Genomic DNA, 13,810 nt, shown 5'->3' on the forward strand with positions numbered 1-13,810 from the left:
CGGCACTCCCCCGCGCAATTTGCGTATTTCAGGATTGAATGGCGTGATCTTGGGCAAAAGGCCAGTTATAAGTTGGCAAAACAAACGGCAAAGCAGGCAGGCGCATCGTGTTCAGACTTATCAAATGGTTGTTTTATCTCGCCATCCTCGCGTTCATCGCGCTGATCGGCTATGCGTATCTGGGTCCGTTTTTCGGCGCGGACTTCACGCCGCCCACGGTTGAGATTCGCAAGGAAATCACCCTTGACGCGAAATAGCGTTCTGCTGGCCGCGCTGCTTGCGCTGGCGCCCGGCTTGCCTGCACAGGCGCAGCAGATCGGACAAAGGCCGCTATCGGCCATCGACTGGCTGGACCAGATCCCGGCCGCGCCACTGCCGCCGCCCCTGCCACCCGAGCCGCCTGTGGCCGGGAGTGCGGGCATCCCCGAAATCGTGATGACACCGCTGGGCGATGCCACGACGGGCGCGGTTGGCCTGCTGCCGCCCGCCGTGACCGGGCTGCCTGCCGATATGTGGGCGGCCAGCGATGCGGGCGATCTGGCCGCACTGTGGCGCAGCGCCAGTTCCCAGCCACCTGCGGCGATCCAGGCGCTCTACCACACTCTTTTGCTGGCCGAGGCCGAGCCGCCGCGCGGCGATGCAGATGTCTATCTGCGCACGCGCATCGCGGTGCTGCGCCGGTTCGGCGCGGTCGAGCCTGCGTTCGAGCTGCTGTCGCGCGCCGGGCCGTTGCGGCCTGCGCTGTTTGCCGACTGGTTTGATCTGTCCATGCTGAACGGCGCCGAGGCCGAAGCATGCGCCGATCTGCGCGCCGCCCCCGGCCTGCTGGACGATGGCGCGGCGCAAATCTATTGCACCGCGCTGACCGGCGACTGGCGCACGGCGGCGCTGCTGTTTGAAACCGGGCGCGCGCTGGACGCGTGGGACGCCCCCCGCCGCGACCTGCTGGAGCAGTTTCTGGACCCGGACATGGCCGAAACCGGCGGTCCGCCCGTGCCGATGAACAATCCGACCCCGCTCGATTTTCGCCTGTTCGAGGCGATTGGCAGCCCGCTGCCCACGCGCGGTCTGCCGGCCGCCTTTGCCATGGCCGATCTGCGCGGCACCGTCGGCTGGAAGGCCGAGATCGAGGCCGCCGAGCGGCTGGCGCGGTCCGGTGCGCTGGCGCCCGGACGTCTGATGGGGCTGTATACACGGCAGCGCCCCGCCGCCTCTGGCGGGGTCTGGGATAGGGCCGCGGCGGTCCAGTCGCTTGAGGCTGCGGTGCAGGGGGGCGCTGCGGATGACATTACTGCGGCGCTGACGGACGCGTGGCAGCGGATGCGCGACGAGGGGCTTGAGATCGCGTTTGCGCAAATATTCGGCGCGCAACTGGCCGCTGCGGACCTGGATGGCGCGGCGCGCGCACTGGCCTACCGCATTGCGCTGCTGACCCCCGACTACGAGGCCGCCGCCGCCAACCCGCCCCCCGGCAACGACGCGCTGTTTCTGGCCGGGCTGGCGCAGGGCCGGCCCAACGCCGCGCTGGTCGGCACAGGCGACGGGCGCGTCATTGCCACCGCTTTCGCCCAGCCCCCCCGGCCCGCACCGGACCATGCCCTGCTGATCCAACAGGGCAAACTGGGCGAGGCGGTGCTGTCAGCGGCGCTGCAATTTGACCGCGCCAGCGGCGATCCGGGCGAAATGGCGGCCGCGCTCAGCACATTGCGCAGTGTCGGGCTGGAGGATACCGCACGCCGCGCCGCGCTTCAGGCCCTGATCCTGGACCCCGCCGAATGAGCGACGCGCACTGGATTGATGCGTTTCTTGAGGCGCAGGCCGCCGAGCAGGGCGCCGCGCGCAACACGCTGGAGGCCTATGCGCGCGACATGAGCGATTTCACCGGCTGGCTGGCGCGCGCCGGTCTGGGGCCGGCCACCGCGCAGCGCGCGGATATCGAACGCTATCTTGTCGATCTTGAGGCGCAGGGGCTGGCCAAATCTACCCGCGCCCGCCGCCTGTCGGCGATCAAGCAGCTCTACCGCTTTGCGTTCGAGGACCGGCTGCGCGCCGACAATCCCGCGGTCCAGATCAAGGGGCCGGGCCGCGATACCCGCCTGCCGAAAACCCTGACCGAAGAAGAGGTTGACCGCCTGCTGGACGCCGCCCGCATCACCGGGCGAAACGCGCGTGATCGCTGTCGCAACACCTGCCTGATGGAACTGCTCTATGCCACGGGGATGCGCGTCAGCGAGCTGGTGTCGCTACCCGCGTCGGCCGCGCGCGGCAACCCCGAGATGCTGCTGATCCGCGGCAAGGGCGGCAAGGAGCGGATGGTGCCCCTGTCCCCGCCCGCGCGCAGCGCGCTACAGGCGTGGCTGGCGATGCTGGACGCGCAGGCAGAGGCGGTGCAAGCGCAAGGCGCGGTGCCATCGCCCTATCTGTTCGCCTCATCCGGTAAATCAGGGCACCTGACGCGCCACAGATTTTATACCATGATCAAGGAGATGGCCGTTGCGGGCGGCGTCAGCCCGGCCAAGGTTACACCGCACACATTGCGCCATGCGTTTGCGACCCACCTTCTGGCCAATGGGGCGGATCTGATCGCGATTCAGGCGCTTTTGGGTCACGCAGACGTCGCAACCACCGAAATCTACACCCATGTTCTGGACGCGCGCCTGTCCGCGCTGGTGCTGGAGCATCATCCGCTATCCGCACCCGCGCCAGAAACCGGCGAATAGTCCGGGCGCAAAGCGGTCATCATCCCTTGAACGCCAGTGCCGCGCACCCCATAACGTCCGTGGTACAAAAGGACACAGGACCCGATGGATACGGCAGCCCCAATTTTTGACATGGCATTCTGGTTAACCGGGGGCGCCATCCTGCTGCTGCTGGTGATGTCGGGCATGTTCTCGGGCAGCGAAACCGCCCTGACCGCCGCCTCGCGCGGCAAGCTGCGCGCGCGCGCCGACAAGGGTGACAAGGGCGCGGAACGTGCGCTGGCCATCACCGAAGACAATGAGACGCTGATCGGCTCGGTTCTGCTGGGCAACAACCTGGTCAATATCCTGGCCACATCGCTGGCCACCGCGCTGTTTACGCGGCTGATGGGCGATTCGGGCGTGGCATTGGCAACGCTGGTGATGACCCTGCTGGTTCTGATCTTTGCCGAAGTTTTGCCGAAAACATACGCCATCACCAACGCCGAGGTCGCGGCCAGCCGGGTCGCTCCTGCCATTACGATCGTCATCCGCCTGTTTTCGCCCGTGGTGTCCGCGGTGCGCGTTTTCGTGCGGCTGATCCTTCGGGCAGTGGGCGTGCGCACCGATCCCGACAGCAACGTTCTGGCGGTGCGCGAGGAAATCGCGGGCGCGCTTTATCTGGGCCACTCCGAGGGTGTGGTCGAAAAAGAGGATCGCGACCGCATTCTTGGCGCGCTGGACCTGGGCGAACGCGCGGTCGAGGAAATCATGCGCCACCGCAGCCAGATCGAAATGATCGACGCCGGGCTGGAGCCGATGGTCATTCTGGATCAATGCCTGAAATCGCCGCACACCCGCCTTCCCGTCTATGTGGACGATCCGGACAATATCATCGGCGTCGTCCACTCCAAGGATCTGCTGCGCGCCATGCACAAGCTGGCCGTCGGCGAGGGCGGCGACGGCGGCGAATGGCGCAATTTCGATATCACAACGATCTTGATGAAGCCTTACTTCGTGCCCGAAACAACCACCCTGGACGAGCAAATGCGCCAGTTTTTGCGCATGCGCATGCATTTTGCGTTGGTGGTTGATGAATACGGCTCGCTTCAAGGGCTGATCACGCTGGAGGATATTCTGGAGGAAATCGTTGGCGAGATCACCGACGAATTTGACGCCGACGCCGAACATCCCATCCGCCGCAGCGAAGATGGCCAGTACCTTGTCGACGGTGCCATGACCATCCGCGACCTGAACCGCGCGACCGATTGGTCCCTGCCCGATGACGCCGCGAACACCATCGCCGGTCTGGTCATCCACGAGGCGCAGATGATCCCCAAGGTGAACCAGGTGTTCAACTTTCACGGTTTCCGGTTCGAGGTGACAGCGCGCAAGGATAACCGGATTACCCGGCTCAAGATCGGGCAGCTTTGAGGGCGGATTTGCCCGGATCATGCACAGGTGATTGCGGCACTGGCTCTTGCCGGACGAATCGGCCATTCTGCCTGAACCTAAAGGGATATCTTACATGAAAAACTACGTCTGGCTTCTGGGCTGCGCACCATTTCTGCTGGCGGCGTGCGAGGAAATCGAGGGCACCAGCGCCGCCACATCCGAGCGTTTCATCACCGACCTGCCGCCAAGTTTGCGCGAACTCGCCGCGCCGTATCAGGATCTGAGCGCCGTTCGGCTGGACCCGGCGAGCGGCTGCTATGTCTATCGCTACCGTGGCCCGGTCGAGACAACGATGCTGCCCCTGCGAACCACAGACGGCCGCCCGCTCTGCGTCAAGAAAGCGGAAACCGCACCGGCCACCTGACTGATGCCCTGACCGCGCCGCCCAAAGGGTCAGCTTTGGGCGGTAATCCGATCCTCCGGCGCATACAGATAGGCGGTCGATCCAGACGCGACGTGATCATAGAGGTCGATCATATGCGCCATCACCATGCGCACGCAGCCCGAACTGGCCCGCCCGCCGATGGAGCGTGGCTGCGGTGATCCGTGGATGCGCAAATATGTATCGCGGTTGCCGACGAACAGGTAAAAGGCCCGCGATCCCAACGGGTTGTTCGGCCCGCCATTCATACCGTCAGCATGTTTTGCATAAAGGCCGGGATCACGCTTGATCATGGCCTTGGTCGGGGTCCAGGTTGGCCACTTGGCCTTGCGGCGGATCGTATATGTGCCCGGCTCGTACAGATCACCCCGCGCGATTGCCACGCCGTAGCGCATCGCGGTGCCGTCATCGCGGATGTGGTACAGATACCTCGCGATCGCATCGACGTGGACATCGCCGGGTCGCAACCCATCATTCGCCTGCACACGCTGCGGCAGGAACCGCGGGTGCAGCCCCCATGGGTTTGTCGTCGCAGGGTCGTAATTCGGCGGCGTTACCTGCGCATCCCACTGCGCCCAGCGCGTGCTGTCAGATGTGGGACCGGCCATCGCGCCCCCGGCGATGGGGGTCGAAAACATGGCCGCGGCAGCGATTACGAAATGGCGTCTGGTCAACATTGGTTAACGTCCTTGCAGTCTGGCTTACAATCGGATGATCCATGAAGGAACGCCGCCGCCCCCGCAAAGATCCAATCAATTTTCCAAGTATATACCCGAAAACCTTATCAGTGGTAAAAATACCAGCGCGCGGGTGGCGCCGCGCTATTTTTCTGTGACGCGCAGGCGCAACCGCTCGCTGACCGATGCCAGCAAACGGTCCCGGTCGGCGGCAAAGTCCATATGCTCAAGCGCCCGCCGCAGCGACATCTCGGCAAAGTCGCGCGCGGCCTGCCGCAACCCCGCATCAGGGTGCTGCATCAGCCCGGCAAGCGTTGCCTGAAGCCGGTGCTGCACCTCAAACAACTGCGCGCCATCGCGCGCCAGCGATCCGAACCCATCGTCCAGCAAATCCTGGGGCATCAGCGGCGGCACCCAAAGCCGGTCAAGCTCGGGGCCGTCGTCCTGCTTGTCCTCGGGCCCTGTCGTCTCGTCCGAATAGCTGGACAGGATGCGCCCCACGCGCGTGATCACGTCAATCGCGGTTCCGGGGTCATTGATGCCAGGTGACAGCGCCTTGGATGCGATTTCGCCCATGACGGTCAGTCCGAATCGGGGATCCTGATCGTAGCTGCGCAGATCCTCTATCGTGATGTGGCCGCGCAGCAGCGATTTGCACTCCTCGCCATCATCATCGTCCGGAATGTCGCCCACGACCCACAAAAGCGGCTCGTGCAGGAAAATGAACGCGCCGATCGCCTTGGGCAGGTAGATTTGAATCTCGTACCGTTCGGCCACGGCCTGAAGCCCTTCGGGATAGATATGCTGAATATACCCGCTTTCGTCAGCATCCACCGGCTGCGCGTTGTCCGGGACGCTTCCCCGCAGCGGGTTGGCGCCGAAACACGGCGTTGTCAGACGTTCGCGAAACCGCCGCTTGGTGATATCCTCGACCTGCCGGGTGGTGTGCAGAAGGCTGCCAAAAGTCTGCAAATGCAGCACCCAGCGCACCAGCGACCAGACCACATAGGCCAGAACCATGACCGTCAGCCAAAAGATCACCAGCGCATGTTCGTCGCCAAAAACGTCCATTTCGCGCAAGACGATCGCCACAAGCGCATAGAGATAAGCGCCGATAAACGCGGACAGCGTTTTCTGCGTGGTGGTGTCCTGCATGATCAGACGATGCACGCGCGGCGTCCATTGCGAGGCCGAACTGCGGTAGGTCGACACCATCACCGTCATCGAGAAAATCGTCGCCGACAGCATGGCGCTGGCAATGATATCCAGCAACCGGTCGGCAGAGGCGCCCGACAGCCGCCCGGCCATTTCCTCTGGCACGAAAATCTCGATCAGCTGGGTAATCCCGAGCGATACGAAGGACAGCAGCCCCATTGCCAGCACACGCACCCACAGTTTGCGCGAGTAGATGCGCACCTTGCGCCAAAGCGTCGAGGGGATCAAAAGGATGTTTTTCATCTGTTGATCAATCGCACGGGAATGGTTCGGGTTCCATTCTTTTCGGTGCGGGCGGTGTCATGGCGACGGTTGCACGCCGCACGGGCCGCCCCTTAGATCAGTTACGCGGGGTGATTTTCAGCCAAATCCCGTCCTTGCCGCGCACCGTCAGATGCGCCACCGGCATGGCGGGGCGCTCTGTCACGGGCTGGAGGCGGAATTTCTGCACGATCATCGCCAGCAATAGCGGGCCTTCGATCATGGCAAACCCCGCGCCGGGACAGACGCGCTGACCGGCGGAAAAGGGGATAAACGCCTCGCGCAGGCATTTGCGGCCCGCCGGGGTGCCGTAGCGCGCGGGGTCGAACCCGTCGGGGTTGTCCCAGATCCGCTCGTGCCGGTGTAGATGCCACGGGCTTAACACAATTTGCGCGCCGGGCGCGATCTGCCGGCCGCGAAACGCCTCGGGGCAGCGGGTCTGCCGCACCATCATCGGCACGGGCGGGTAAAGCCGCAGGGTTTCGCGAAACACGTCCCGCGTCAGCGGCAGCTTGCCCATCTGCGCAAACTCCGGCGGTGCATCACCAAAGGCCGCGGCGGCCTCTGCCGCGATGCGGTCCTGCCAATCGGGATAAAGCGCCAGCAGATACAGCGCCCATGCCAGCGCCGACGCGCTGGTTTCATGCCCGGCAAGGAAAAAGATGGCGACCTGATCCACCATCTCCTCGGTGTCAAAACGCGCGCCGGTCTGCGGATCGGCTGTTGTCATGATCTTGGTCGCCAGATCCTCGGGCGCATCCCCTGCCGCAATCCGCGCCATGCGCTCCGCCGTCAGCTGCCGGATCAGGCCGCGGATCACCTCGGCGGTGCGGCGCGTTGCGCGGCTGTGAAACCGGGGCATCCAGCGCGGCAGCGGGACCAGCGCGGCCAGATTGACAACCGGCTGCGTGCGCTGATGCGCGCGAAATTCGTTGAACACGCGGGCGGCGACCTCGTTTTCGATCGGTATGGAAAACAGCGTGCGAAAGATGACGTCAGCGGCGGCATGGCTGGCTTCGCCCTCGATATCCCGGGCGCTGCCATCGGCCATACCGGCCAGCCGCTGAACCACGGCATGGCCCGCGTCGCGCATCGCCGGGAAGATGTGGCGCAGGCGCCCGCCCTCGAATGCGGGGTCGATGATCCGCCTCTGGCGCTTCCACGCCTCGCCATTGGTTACGAAAACCGAATTGCCCAAAAGCGGCGTCAGACCTTCGCGCACGCGGTTCGATTTGGGAAAATCATCCGGCCGCCCCTTCAGCACCAGATCGACAAGATCGGGCTGGTTGCACAGATAGGACCGAAAAAACGGCGTCCGAAATTCCGCCATCCATGCCCGGTACAGCCGTGCAGGCTGCGCCGACAGGATATCGGCGCGAAAAAGTTGCAGGTAGCGCCGCATTGACACGCGGCCGGGCCGTGACGGGGGTTTGGGCGGCTGTGTCATGGCGTGCATGCGGTATATTTGTTCACTGGCGTTTCAATCCGGCTGCCCGACGGCGCCCGCCCGGCATAGCGCTGGCCAAGCGTCAGCGGACCCGCCGTAATGCGGAAGTAATCATAATCGCCGGGCCGGTCAAAGGCGCAAAGATACTGGAATGCAGGCGGAAAAACTTCCACCGCAATTCGCGCCAGCGCGCGGGGCTGAGCGTTTGGGTAAAGGCCGCCGAAATCACCAGCGGCCAGCGTTTGCCCGGCGCAGCCACGCCGCTGACGCTGACCGGATCGCACAAGGCAAAGGCGCATCCGTCGCCCGGCGCGGTGACATCCACCCATGTCAACGCCCCCGATTGCGACAAATACGCCAGATCGGCGCGCAGCCGGTGCGCATCCGGCAGGAATGACACCATCGGCACCACCTGCCCCAAGGATAAAAACGACAGCGCCGGACCGCCGGGCACCACGCGCCCCGCGCGCAGCAAATCGGCCAGCACCGACACCGCCAGATGCGCGCCCGAAGAATGACCGACGACCAGCACCTCGTCCACATCGCTGTCCAGCGCGCGGGCGATGTCCTCGCCAAATTCGACCATCCTTGCGGCAAGCGCGGGGGGAATCGCGCCGCGATAGCGCGCCGAGTAGGCGTAATCATGCATCAGGTAATACGCGTAGAACTTGCCGTCCTTGCGCTTGAACCAACGCAGGATGGTCCATGCCACGGCGATCAGGGCCACAGCATAGGCAAGCGCGCCCGCCGTCGCCGCCAACGGCGCGCCACTCGCCGGCATGACATATCCCATAAGCAGCGCAATCGCTGTCCCGGCCAGATGGCCCACAATCAGCGCAATCGCCAGTTGCAGCAGCAAAAACCCGACCGGATACAGCGCCGCAATCACCGGCCCCTTGCGGAGCCTCATCAGCCGAAACAGCGCGCCGCTGGCGATATAGGCCCATGCCGTGCGGACCAGTTGCAGGTAGGTGGCGCCGATTGTGTGGCTCATGGAGCGGCGCACAATATCCGACCAGACCAACACATCCACATCCGCAAGCGTGGCCGCGCCGTCCATGGATCCGGCCACCTGCCAGCCATAGCGCCCCGCGCCGCGCCGCGCGGACAAGGTCAGCTCATAGCCGGAAATCGCCGCCTGCGCGGCGCCTTCCTTGCGGTACAGCTCGCGGTAGCGGCGTGGGTGGATCGGGTCATATCCGGGGATGTAGAACACCCGGCGCGCGGTGACCCGCGCGCCCTTGGATGTGGTGCCTGCTGTGCTGCTCATAAAGACGCGCCTGACCTTGCCCTGCCCGCCGTCACACTAGACGGAAATAGGGGCAAGAGTATGGCCACGGCGCGCCCTAGCCCAGCACGGCAAGCGCCGGAAACGTCTCAAGCAGCCAAAAGGCAAAGGCCGAAAATCCACCCGTCAGCATCATCAGGCCGATGGTCCACAGCAGCAGGCCCATGATCTTTTCGATCCGGCCCATATGCCGCTTCATCCAGCCCATGAAACCGGTCAGGCGCGGCAGGAACGCAGCCACAAGGATGAACGGCACGCCCAGCCCGATCGCATAGACCCCCAGCAACGCCGTGCCGCGGGCAACAGATGCCTCGGACGCGGCCAGCGACAAAATCGCGCCCAGCTGCGGGCCAATGCAAGGCGTCCAGCCAAAAGCGAAGGCAAGGCCAAGAATATAGGCCCCGAACGCGCTGCCGCCCCTGTCACCCGCATCCATGCGCATTTCGCGGTCCAGAAACCCGATGCGGATGATGCCCAGAAAATGCAGGCCGAATATCATCACCAGGATGCCGGCAATCGAATTGAGCGTTGATTGGTATTGCAAGAACGCCAGGCCCAGCGCCGACGCGGCAGCGCCCAGCAGCAGGAAAATCGTCGACAGGCCCAGCACGAAAAACAGCGCAGGCAGGATCGCACTGCGCCGCGCCGCGCCGCCCTTTTGCGACAGGTCCTGCAAGGTGACGCCGCTCATATACGCAAGATAGGGCGGCACAATAGGCAGCACGCAGGGGCTGAGGAACGACAACGTGCCCGCAAAAAGCGCCACGACCATCGCGGGAATCAGGCCCGCATCCATGATTTCAATACCGAACATGACGCAGCCTTAGCCCATCAAAGCAGCCGCGTCACGTGGACGCTATGTCACAACCTTGTGGACAGAGGTGACGGGCCGGATTATCTGCGGAATATGGAAAAAATTGATGCCATCGGGCTGCTGTGCCCCCTGCCCGTTCTGAAGTTGCGCAAGCGCATGACCAAGCTGGCCGCCGGCGCCGAGGTCGAACTGCATGCCGATGATCCCGCTGCAATGATCGACGTTCCGCATTTCTGCCATGAGGCCGGGCATAGCCTGCTATCGGTAGAAGATGCGGATGCATACACCATCTACAGGTTGCGCAAAGGCGGCTGAGGTTTGATCCCGGTCTATTAAAACGGCGCGGCCCGCGTGGGGCCTGCGCCGTTATTCCTAAACCCTTCAGGAAGATGAAAGCCCGGCGGAGATGTTCGCCGGGCTTTCACTTATTTGCAGCCTTTAGCGGCCCAGCGACCACCAGCCTTTGCGCTTGGGCTTGTCGCTGCCCGTATCTTCATCCGCTTCTGGCTGTGCGGGTGCAGGCTCTGGCGTGGTGTGTTCGACCGCGGCAGGCGCCTCTTCTGGCGCAGGCTCTGCCGGCGCTGCGGGTTCGGGCGCTGCGGGTTCGGGCGCTGCGGGCTCAGTCGCAGCGGGTTCGGGCGTGGCCGTCTCAGGCGCGGCCTCACTGACGGGGGCTTCGACTGGCTCGGGCTGTGAGGTTTCCGGCGCGGCCACGTCCTCGGCTGGGGCGGGCTGGGCCTGCTCAGGCTCCGGCGCGGGGGGCGTCGCCGCTTCGGGCGCGATGTCGGCCACCGGTGCGGGTGCCTGATCCGGCGCCGGGGCGCTTTCGGCCGCGGGTGCCGCGTCGCTTTTGCGCGTGCGGGGCTTGCGCGTCGGCTTGGGTTTGGGCGCCTCGCCGTTGCTGTCGCTTGCGGGGCTTGCGTCAGCGGTGCTTTCACCATCGCCATCGGCATCGCCCGACGCAATGTCAGATTTTTTCGGGCGCGGTTTGCGGGTGCGTTTCGGCTTGGGCTTGTCGTCGGCGGCGGCGTCATCCGATGATGCATCCGCTTTGGCCGCCTCGCCTTGCGCGGGCTGGCTGCTGTCGCCGGACGTCCGGGGATCATCGTCGTCCGAATCGTCCTGATCGTCACCATTGTCATCGCCGTTATCGTCGCCATTCTGCGATTTGGACGACGGTTTGCGGCGGCGGCGGCGGCGGCGCTTTTTCGGCTTGTCGCCGTCTTCCCCGTCATTGTCGCCATCATCCGTCGCGCGCCCATTGGGCTGGCGCTGGGTGTCTTCCTCTTGCTCGTCGCCGGGAAGTTCGTCAGGGTCGGCGTCGGCTTCGCTGTCGATATCATCCATCAACGTGCTGTCGGACGACACCACACGCACGACCTGTTCAGGCACGGCGCGGGTGGCGGTCTTGAACTTCTCCAGCGCAAAATCGGGGCTGATCAGCGACGGGTCGGCCTCGATCCGGATCGACATGCCATAGCGCACCTCGATCTGGGCGACGCGCTCGCGTTTCTGGTTCATCATGAAGTTGGCGATGCCAACCGGCGCGCGCACCAGAACCTCAAGCGAGCGGCCCTTGGTGCCCTCTTCCTCGACCTGGCGCAGGATGTTCAGCGCAAGGTTGTCGTCCGAGCGGATCAGCCCGGTGCCGTGGCAGGACGGGCAAGGCTGCGTCGTTGCCTCGATCATGCCGGGGCGCAGGCGCTGGCGCGACATTTCCATCAGGCCAAAGCCGGAGATGCGGCTGACCTGAATGCGGGCGCGGTCGGTTTTCAGGCAATCTTTCATCCGCTTTTCGACGGCGGCGTTGTTCTTGCGCTCGTCCATGTCGATGAAATCGATGACGATCAGCCCGGCCAGATCGCGCAGGCGCAGCTGGCGGGCGACCTCTTCGGCGGCCTCAAGGTTCGTTTTATAGGCGGTATCCTCGATCGAGCCTTCCTTGGTGGCGCGGCCCGAGTTGACGTCAACGGCGACAAGAGCCTCGGTCACGCCGATCACTATATAGCCGCCCGATTTCAGCTGAACGGTCGGGTTGAACATCGAGTTCAGGTAGCTTTCCACCTGAAAGCGCGCAAAAAGCGGCATCGTGTCGACGTAATTGCGCACGTTTTTCGCGTGGGACGGCATGATCATCTTCATGAAGTCCTTGGCGATGCGATAGCCCCGCTCGCCCTCGACCAGTATTTCGTCGATCTCGCGGTTATAGAGGTCGCGGATCGACCGCTTGATCAGGTCGCCCTCCTCATAGATCTTGGCGGGCGCGATGGATTTCAGCGTCAGCTCGCGGATCTGCTCCCACATACGCTGGAGATATTCATAGTCGCGCTTGATCTCGGTCTTGGTGCGCTTGGCGCCGGCGGTGCGCACGATCAGGCCCGCGCCCTTTGGCACGTCGATTTCGGTCGCGATTTCCTTCAGCTTCTTGCGGTCAACGGCGTTGGTGATCTTGCGGCTGATGCCGCCGCCGCGGGCCGTGTTGGGCATGAGCACGCAGTAGCGACCGGCGAGCGACAGATAGGTGGTCAGCGCCGCGCCCTTGTTGCCGCGCTCTTCCTTGACGACCTGAACCAGCAGGATCTGGCGGACCTTGACGACCTCTTGAATCTTGTATTTGCGCGGGCGCGGCTTGCGGGCCGGGCGGATGTCGTCGTGGCTGTCCTCGTCCGCGACGACTTCGATGTCATCGTCTTTTTCCGAGGCATCGCTGATACTGTCGTCCGTGTCGTCGCCCTTGCGGGACCGGCGCGACCGCGAGGTGCGGCGCGGCTTGCGGTCCTCGTCGCCATTTTCGTCCCCATCAGAGGATGCGTCATTTGCGCCGTTGTCATCGTCGGCAGTGGCATCATCGCCCGCGTCCGAGCTGTCGCCGTCGGAACTGGCGCCATTCTGCGGCTCTTCGACGGGGGTGTCTGCCACCCGCTCCATCGGAGAGCTGCCCTCGTCATCGTCCAGATCGATGGTTTCCATGCCCGACACTTCGGACTGCACCACCGCGTCGTCGTCCGAATTTGTCTTTTCGGGCCGGGAGCGGCTGCGGCCATTGCGCGCGCTGCGCTTGGGCTTGGACTTCTCGTCCTCTTCGGCGTCCTGAGCGGCGGCATACGCGCGCTCTTCCTCCATCAGCGCCTCGCGGTCGGCGACGGGGATCTGGTAGTAATCGGGATGTATTTCCGAAAAAGCGAGGAACCCATGCCGGTTTCCGCCGTAATCGACAAACGCCGCCTGAAGCGACGGTTCGACCCGCGTTACCTTGGCAAGGTAGATATTTCCGGCGAGTTGCCGTTTGTTTTCGGATTCAAAGTCAAATTCCTCAACTTTGTTTCCGTCGACCACCACAACGCGCGTTTCCTCGGCGTGGGTGGCATCGATAAGCATTTTCTTGGCCATGTTGTCCGTTCGCATCCGGGCACGCGCACCTGCCCCGGTGGGGCGGCGTCGTGCAGGGGATGTCTGATTGTGGCGAAGTCATGCGCGCAGGCGGGGCGGCCAATTCGGCCCCCCGGCGGAACATATTCCTGTGTTGCGCGCGTCATCGCGTTTCTTCTCCGGCGCCGGCTAAGGCGCCCATGATATATCCGAAGCGTTCCCGT

12 protein-coding genes are annotated in these 13,810 nt (G+C 64.1%); 6 read left to right on the forward strand and 6 right to left on the reverse strand.

From position 1 onward, the window contains the following. Positions 1–107: 107 nt before the first annotated feature. The 5 genes from DQ230_RS17200 to DQ230_RS00305 all read left to right on the forward strand — a co-directional run bounded on the left by DQ230_RS17200 (position 108) and on the right by DQ230_RS00305 (position 4,497). Entirely contained in the window at positions 108–257 is a 150-nt protein-coding gene (locus DQ230_RS17200; protein ID WP_203227966.1) for a hypothetical protein, read from the forward strand. Further along, positions 244–1,779: a hypothetical protein gene (locus DQ230_RS00290; protein WP_238987376.1), complete on the forward strand. Its 1,536-nt coding sequence runs from the start codon at positions 244–246 to the stop codon at positions 1,777–1,779. Before DQ230_RS17200 ends, DQ230_RS00290 begins: the two co-directional genes overlap by 14 nt. Next, entirely contained in the window at positions 1,776–2,720 is a 945-nt protein-coding gene (locus tag DQ230_RS00295) for a tyrosine recombinase (RefSeq protein WP_113910495.1), read from the forward strand. Before DQ230_RS00290 ends, DQ230_RS00295 begins: the two co-directional genes overlap by 4 nt. Positions 2,721–2,804: 84 nt before the next feature. After that, entirely contained in the window at positions 2,805–4,112 is a 1,308-nt protein-coding gene (locus DQ230_RS00300; RefSeq protein ID WP_113910496.1) for an HlyC/CorC family transporter, read from the forward strand. Between the two features lie 94 nt (positions 4,113–4,206). Beyond that, positions 4,207–4,497, forward strand: a complete 291-nt coding sequence (locus tag DQ230_RS00305; protein WP_113910497.1) for a hypothetical protein — start codon at positions 4,207–4,209, stop codon at positions 4,495–4,497. A gap of 29 nt (positions 4,498–4,526) precedes the next feature. Here DQ230_RS00305 and DQ230_RS00310 read toward each other — a convergent pair whose 3' ends face one another. From DQ230_RS00310 to DQ230_RS00330, 5 genes are all read right to left on the reverse strand, one after another. After that, positions 4,527–5,192, reverse strand: a complete 666-nt coding sequence (locus DQ230_RS00310; protein WP_113910498.1) for a L,D-transpeptidase — start codon at positions 5,190–5,192, stop codon at positions 4,527–4,529. A 144-nt stretch (positions 5,193–5,336) separates the two neighbouring features. Next, on the reverse strand, positions 5,337–6,650 hold the full coding sequence (locus tag DQ230_RS00315; RefSeq protein WP_113910499.1) for a DUF2254 domain-containing protein: 1,314 nt from the start codon (positions 6,648–6,650) through the stop codon (positions 5,337–5,339). Positions 6,651–6,747: 97 nt separating this feature from the next. After that, positions 6,748–8,115 carry a cytochrome P450 gene (locus DQ230_RS00320; protein ID WP_113910716.1) on the reverse strand — a complete coding sequence of 456 codons (1,368 nt, stop codon included), beginning with the start codon at positions 8,113–8,115 and terminating at the stop codon, positions 6,748–6,750. An 82-nt stretch (positions 8,116–8,197) separates the two neighbouring features. After that, on the reverse strand, positions 8,198–9,385 hold the full coding sequence (locus DQ230_RS00325; protein ID WP_420820879.1) for a hypothetical protein: 1,188 nt from the start codon (positions 9,383–9,385) through the stop codon (positions 8,198–8,200). A gap of 76 nt (positions 9,386–9,461) precedes the next feature. Beyond that, complete coding sequence (locus DQ230_RS00330; RefSeq protein WP_113910500.1) at positions 9,462–10,217, reverse strand: cytochrome c biogenesis CcdA family protein; 756 nt, start codon at positions 10,215–10,217, stop codon at positions 9,462–9,464. A gap of 93 nt (positions 10,218–10,310) precedes the next feature. On the opposite strand from DQ230_RS00330, the gene DQ230_RS00335 reads away from it, so the two are divergent. Then, on the forward strand, positions 10,311–10,532 hold the full coding sequence (locus tag DQ230_RS00335) for a sulfurtransferase TusA family protein (RefSeq protein WP_113910501.1): 222 nt from the start codon (positions 10,311–10,313) through the stop codon (positions 10,530–10,532). A gap of 123 nt (positions 10,533–10,655) precedes the next feature. On the opposite strand, the gene DQ230_RS00340 is transcribed toward DQ230_RS00335, so the two are convergent. Continuing rightward, complete coding sequence (locus tag DQ230_RS00340; protein ID WP_113910502.1) at positions 10,656–13,607, reverse strand: Rne/Rng family ribonuclease; 2,952 nt, start codon at positions 13,605–13,607, stop codon at positions 10,656–10,658. Positions 13,608–13,810: the final 203 nt, after the last annotated feature.

Origin of the sequence: Roseovarius dicentrarchi, from assembly GCF_003316635.1 — a bacterium.
GTDB classification, from domain to species: domain Bacteria; phylum Pseudomonadota; class Alphaproteobacteria; order Rhodobacterales; family Rhodobacteraceae; genus Roseovarius; species Roseovarius dicentrarchi.

Bases quoted from the DNA above. Each gene is read 5' to 3' on its own strand.
- DQ230_RS00320 (WP_113910716.1), bottom strand. From the start codon at position 8,115: ATGACACAGCCGCCCAAACCCCCGTCACGGCCCGGCCGCGTGTCAATG.
- DQ230_RS00330 (WP_113910500.1), bottom strand. From the start codon at position 10,217: ATGTTCGGTATTGAAATCATGGATGCGGGCCTGATTCCCGCGATGGTC.
- DQ230_RS00315 (WP_113910499.1), bottom strand. From the start codon at position 6,650: ATGAAAAACATCCTTTTGATCCCCTCGACGCTTTGGCGCAAGGTGCGC.
- DQ230_RS00300 (WP_113910496.1), top strand. From the start codon at position 2,805: ATGGATACGGCAGCCCCAATTTTTGACATGGCATTCTGGTTAACCGGG.
- DQ230_RS00295 (WP_113910495.1), top strand. From the start codon at position 1,776: ATGAGCGACGCGCACTGGATTGATGCGTTTCTTGAGGCGCAGGCCGCC.
- DQ230_RS00310 (WP_113910498.1), bottom strand. From the start codon at position 5,192: ATGTTGACCAGACGCCATTTCGTAATCGCTGCCGCGGCCATGTTTTCG.
- DQ230_RS00325 (WP_420820879.1), bottom strand. From the start codon at position 9,385: ATGAGCAGCACAGCAGGCACCACATCCAAGGGCGCGCGGGTCACCGCG.
- DQ230_RS00335 (WP_113910501.1), top strand. From the start codon at position 10,311: ATGGAAAAAATTGATGCCATCGGGCTGCTGTGCCCCCTGCCCGTTCTG.
- DQ230_RS00305 (WP_113910497.1), top strand. From the start codon at position 4,207: ATGAAAAACTACGTCTGGCTTCTGGGCTGCGCACCATTTCTGCTGGCG.
- DQ230_RS00340 (WP_113910502.1), bottom strand. From the start codon at position 13,607: ATGGCCAAGAAAATGCTTATCGATGCCACCCACGCCGAGGAAACGCGC.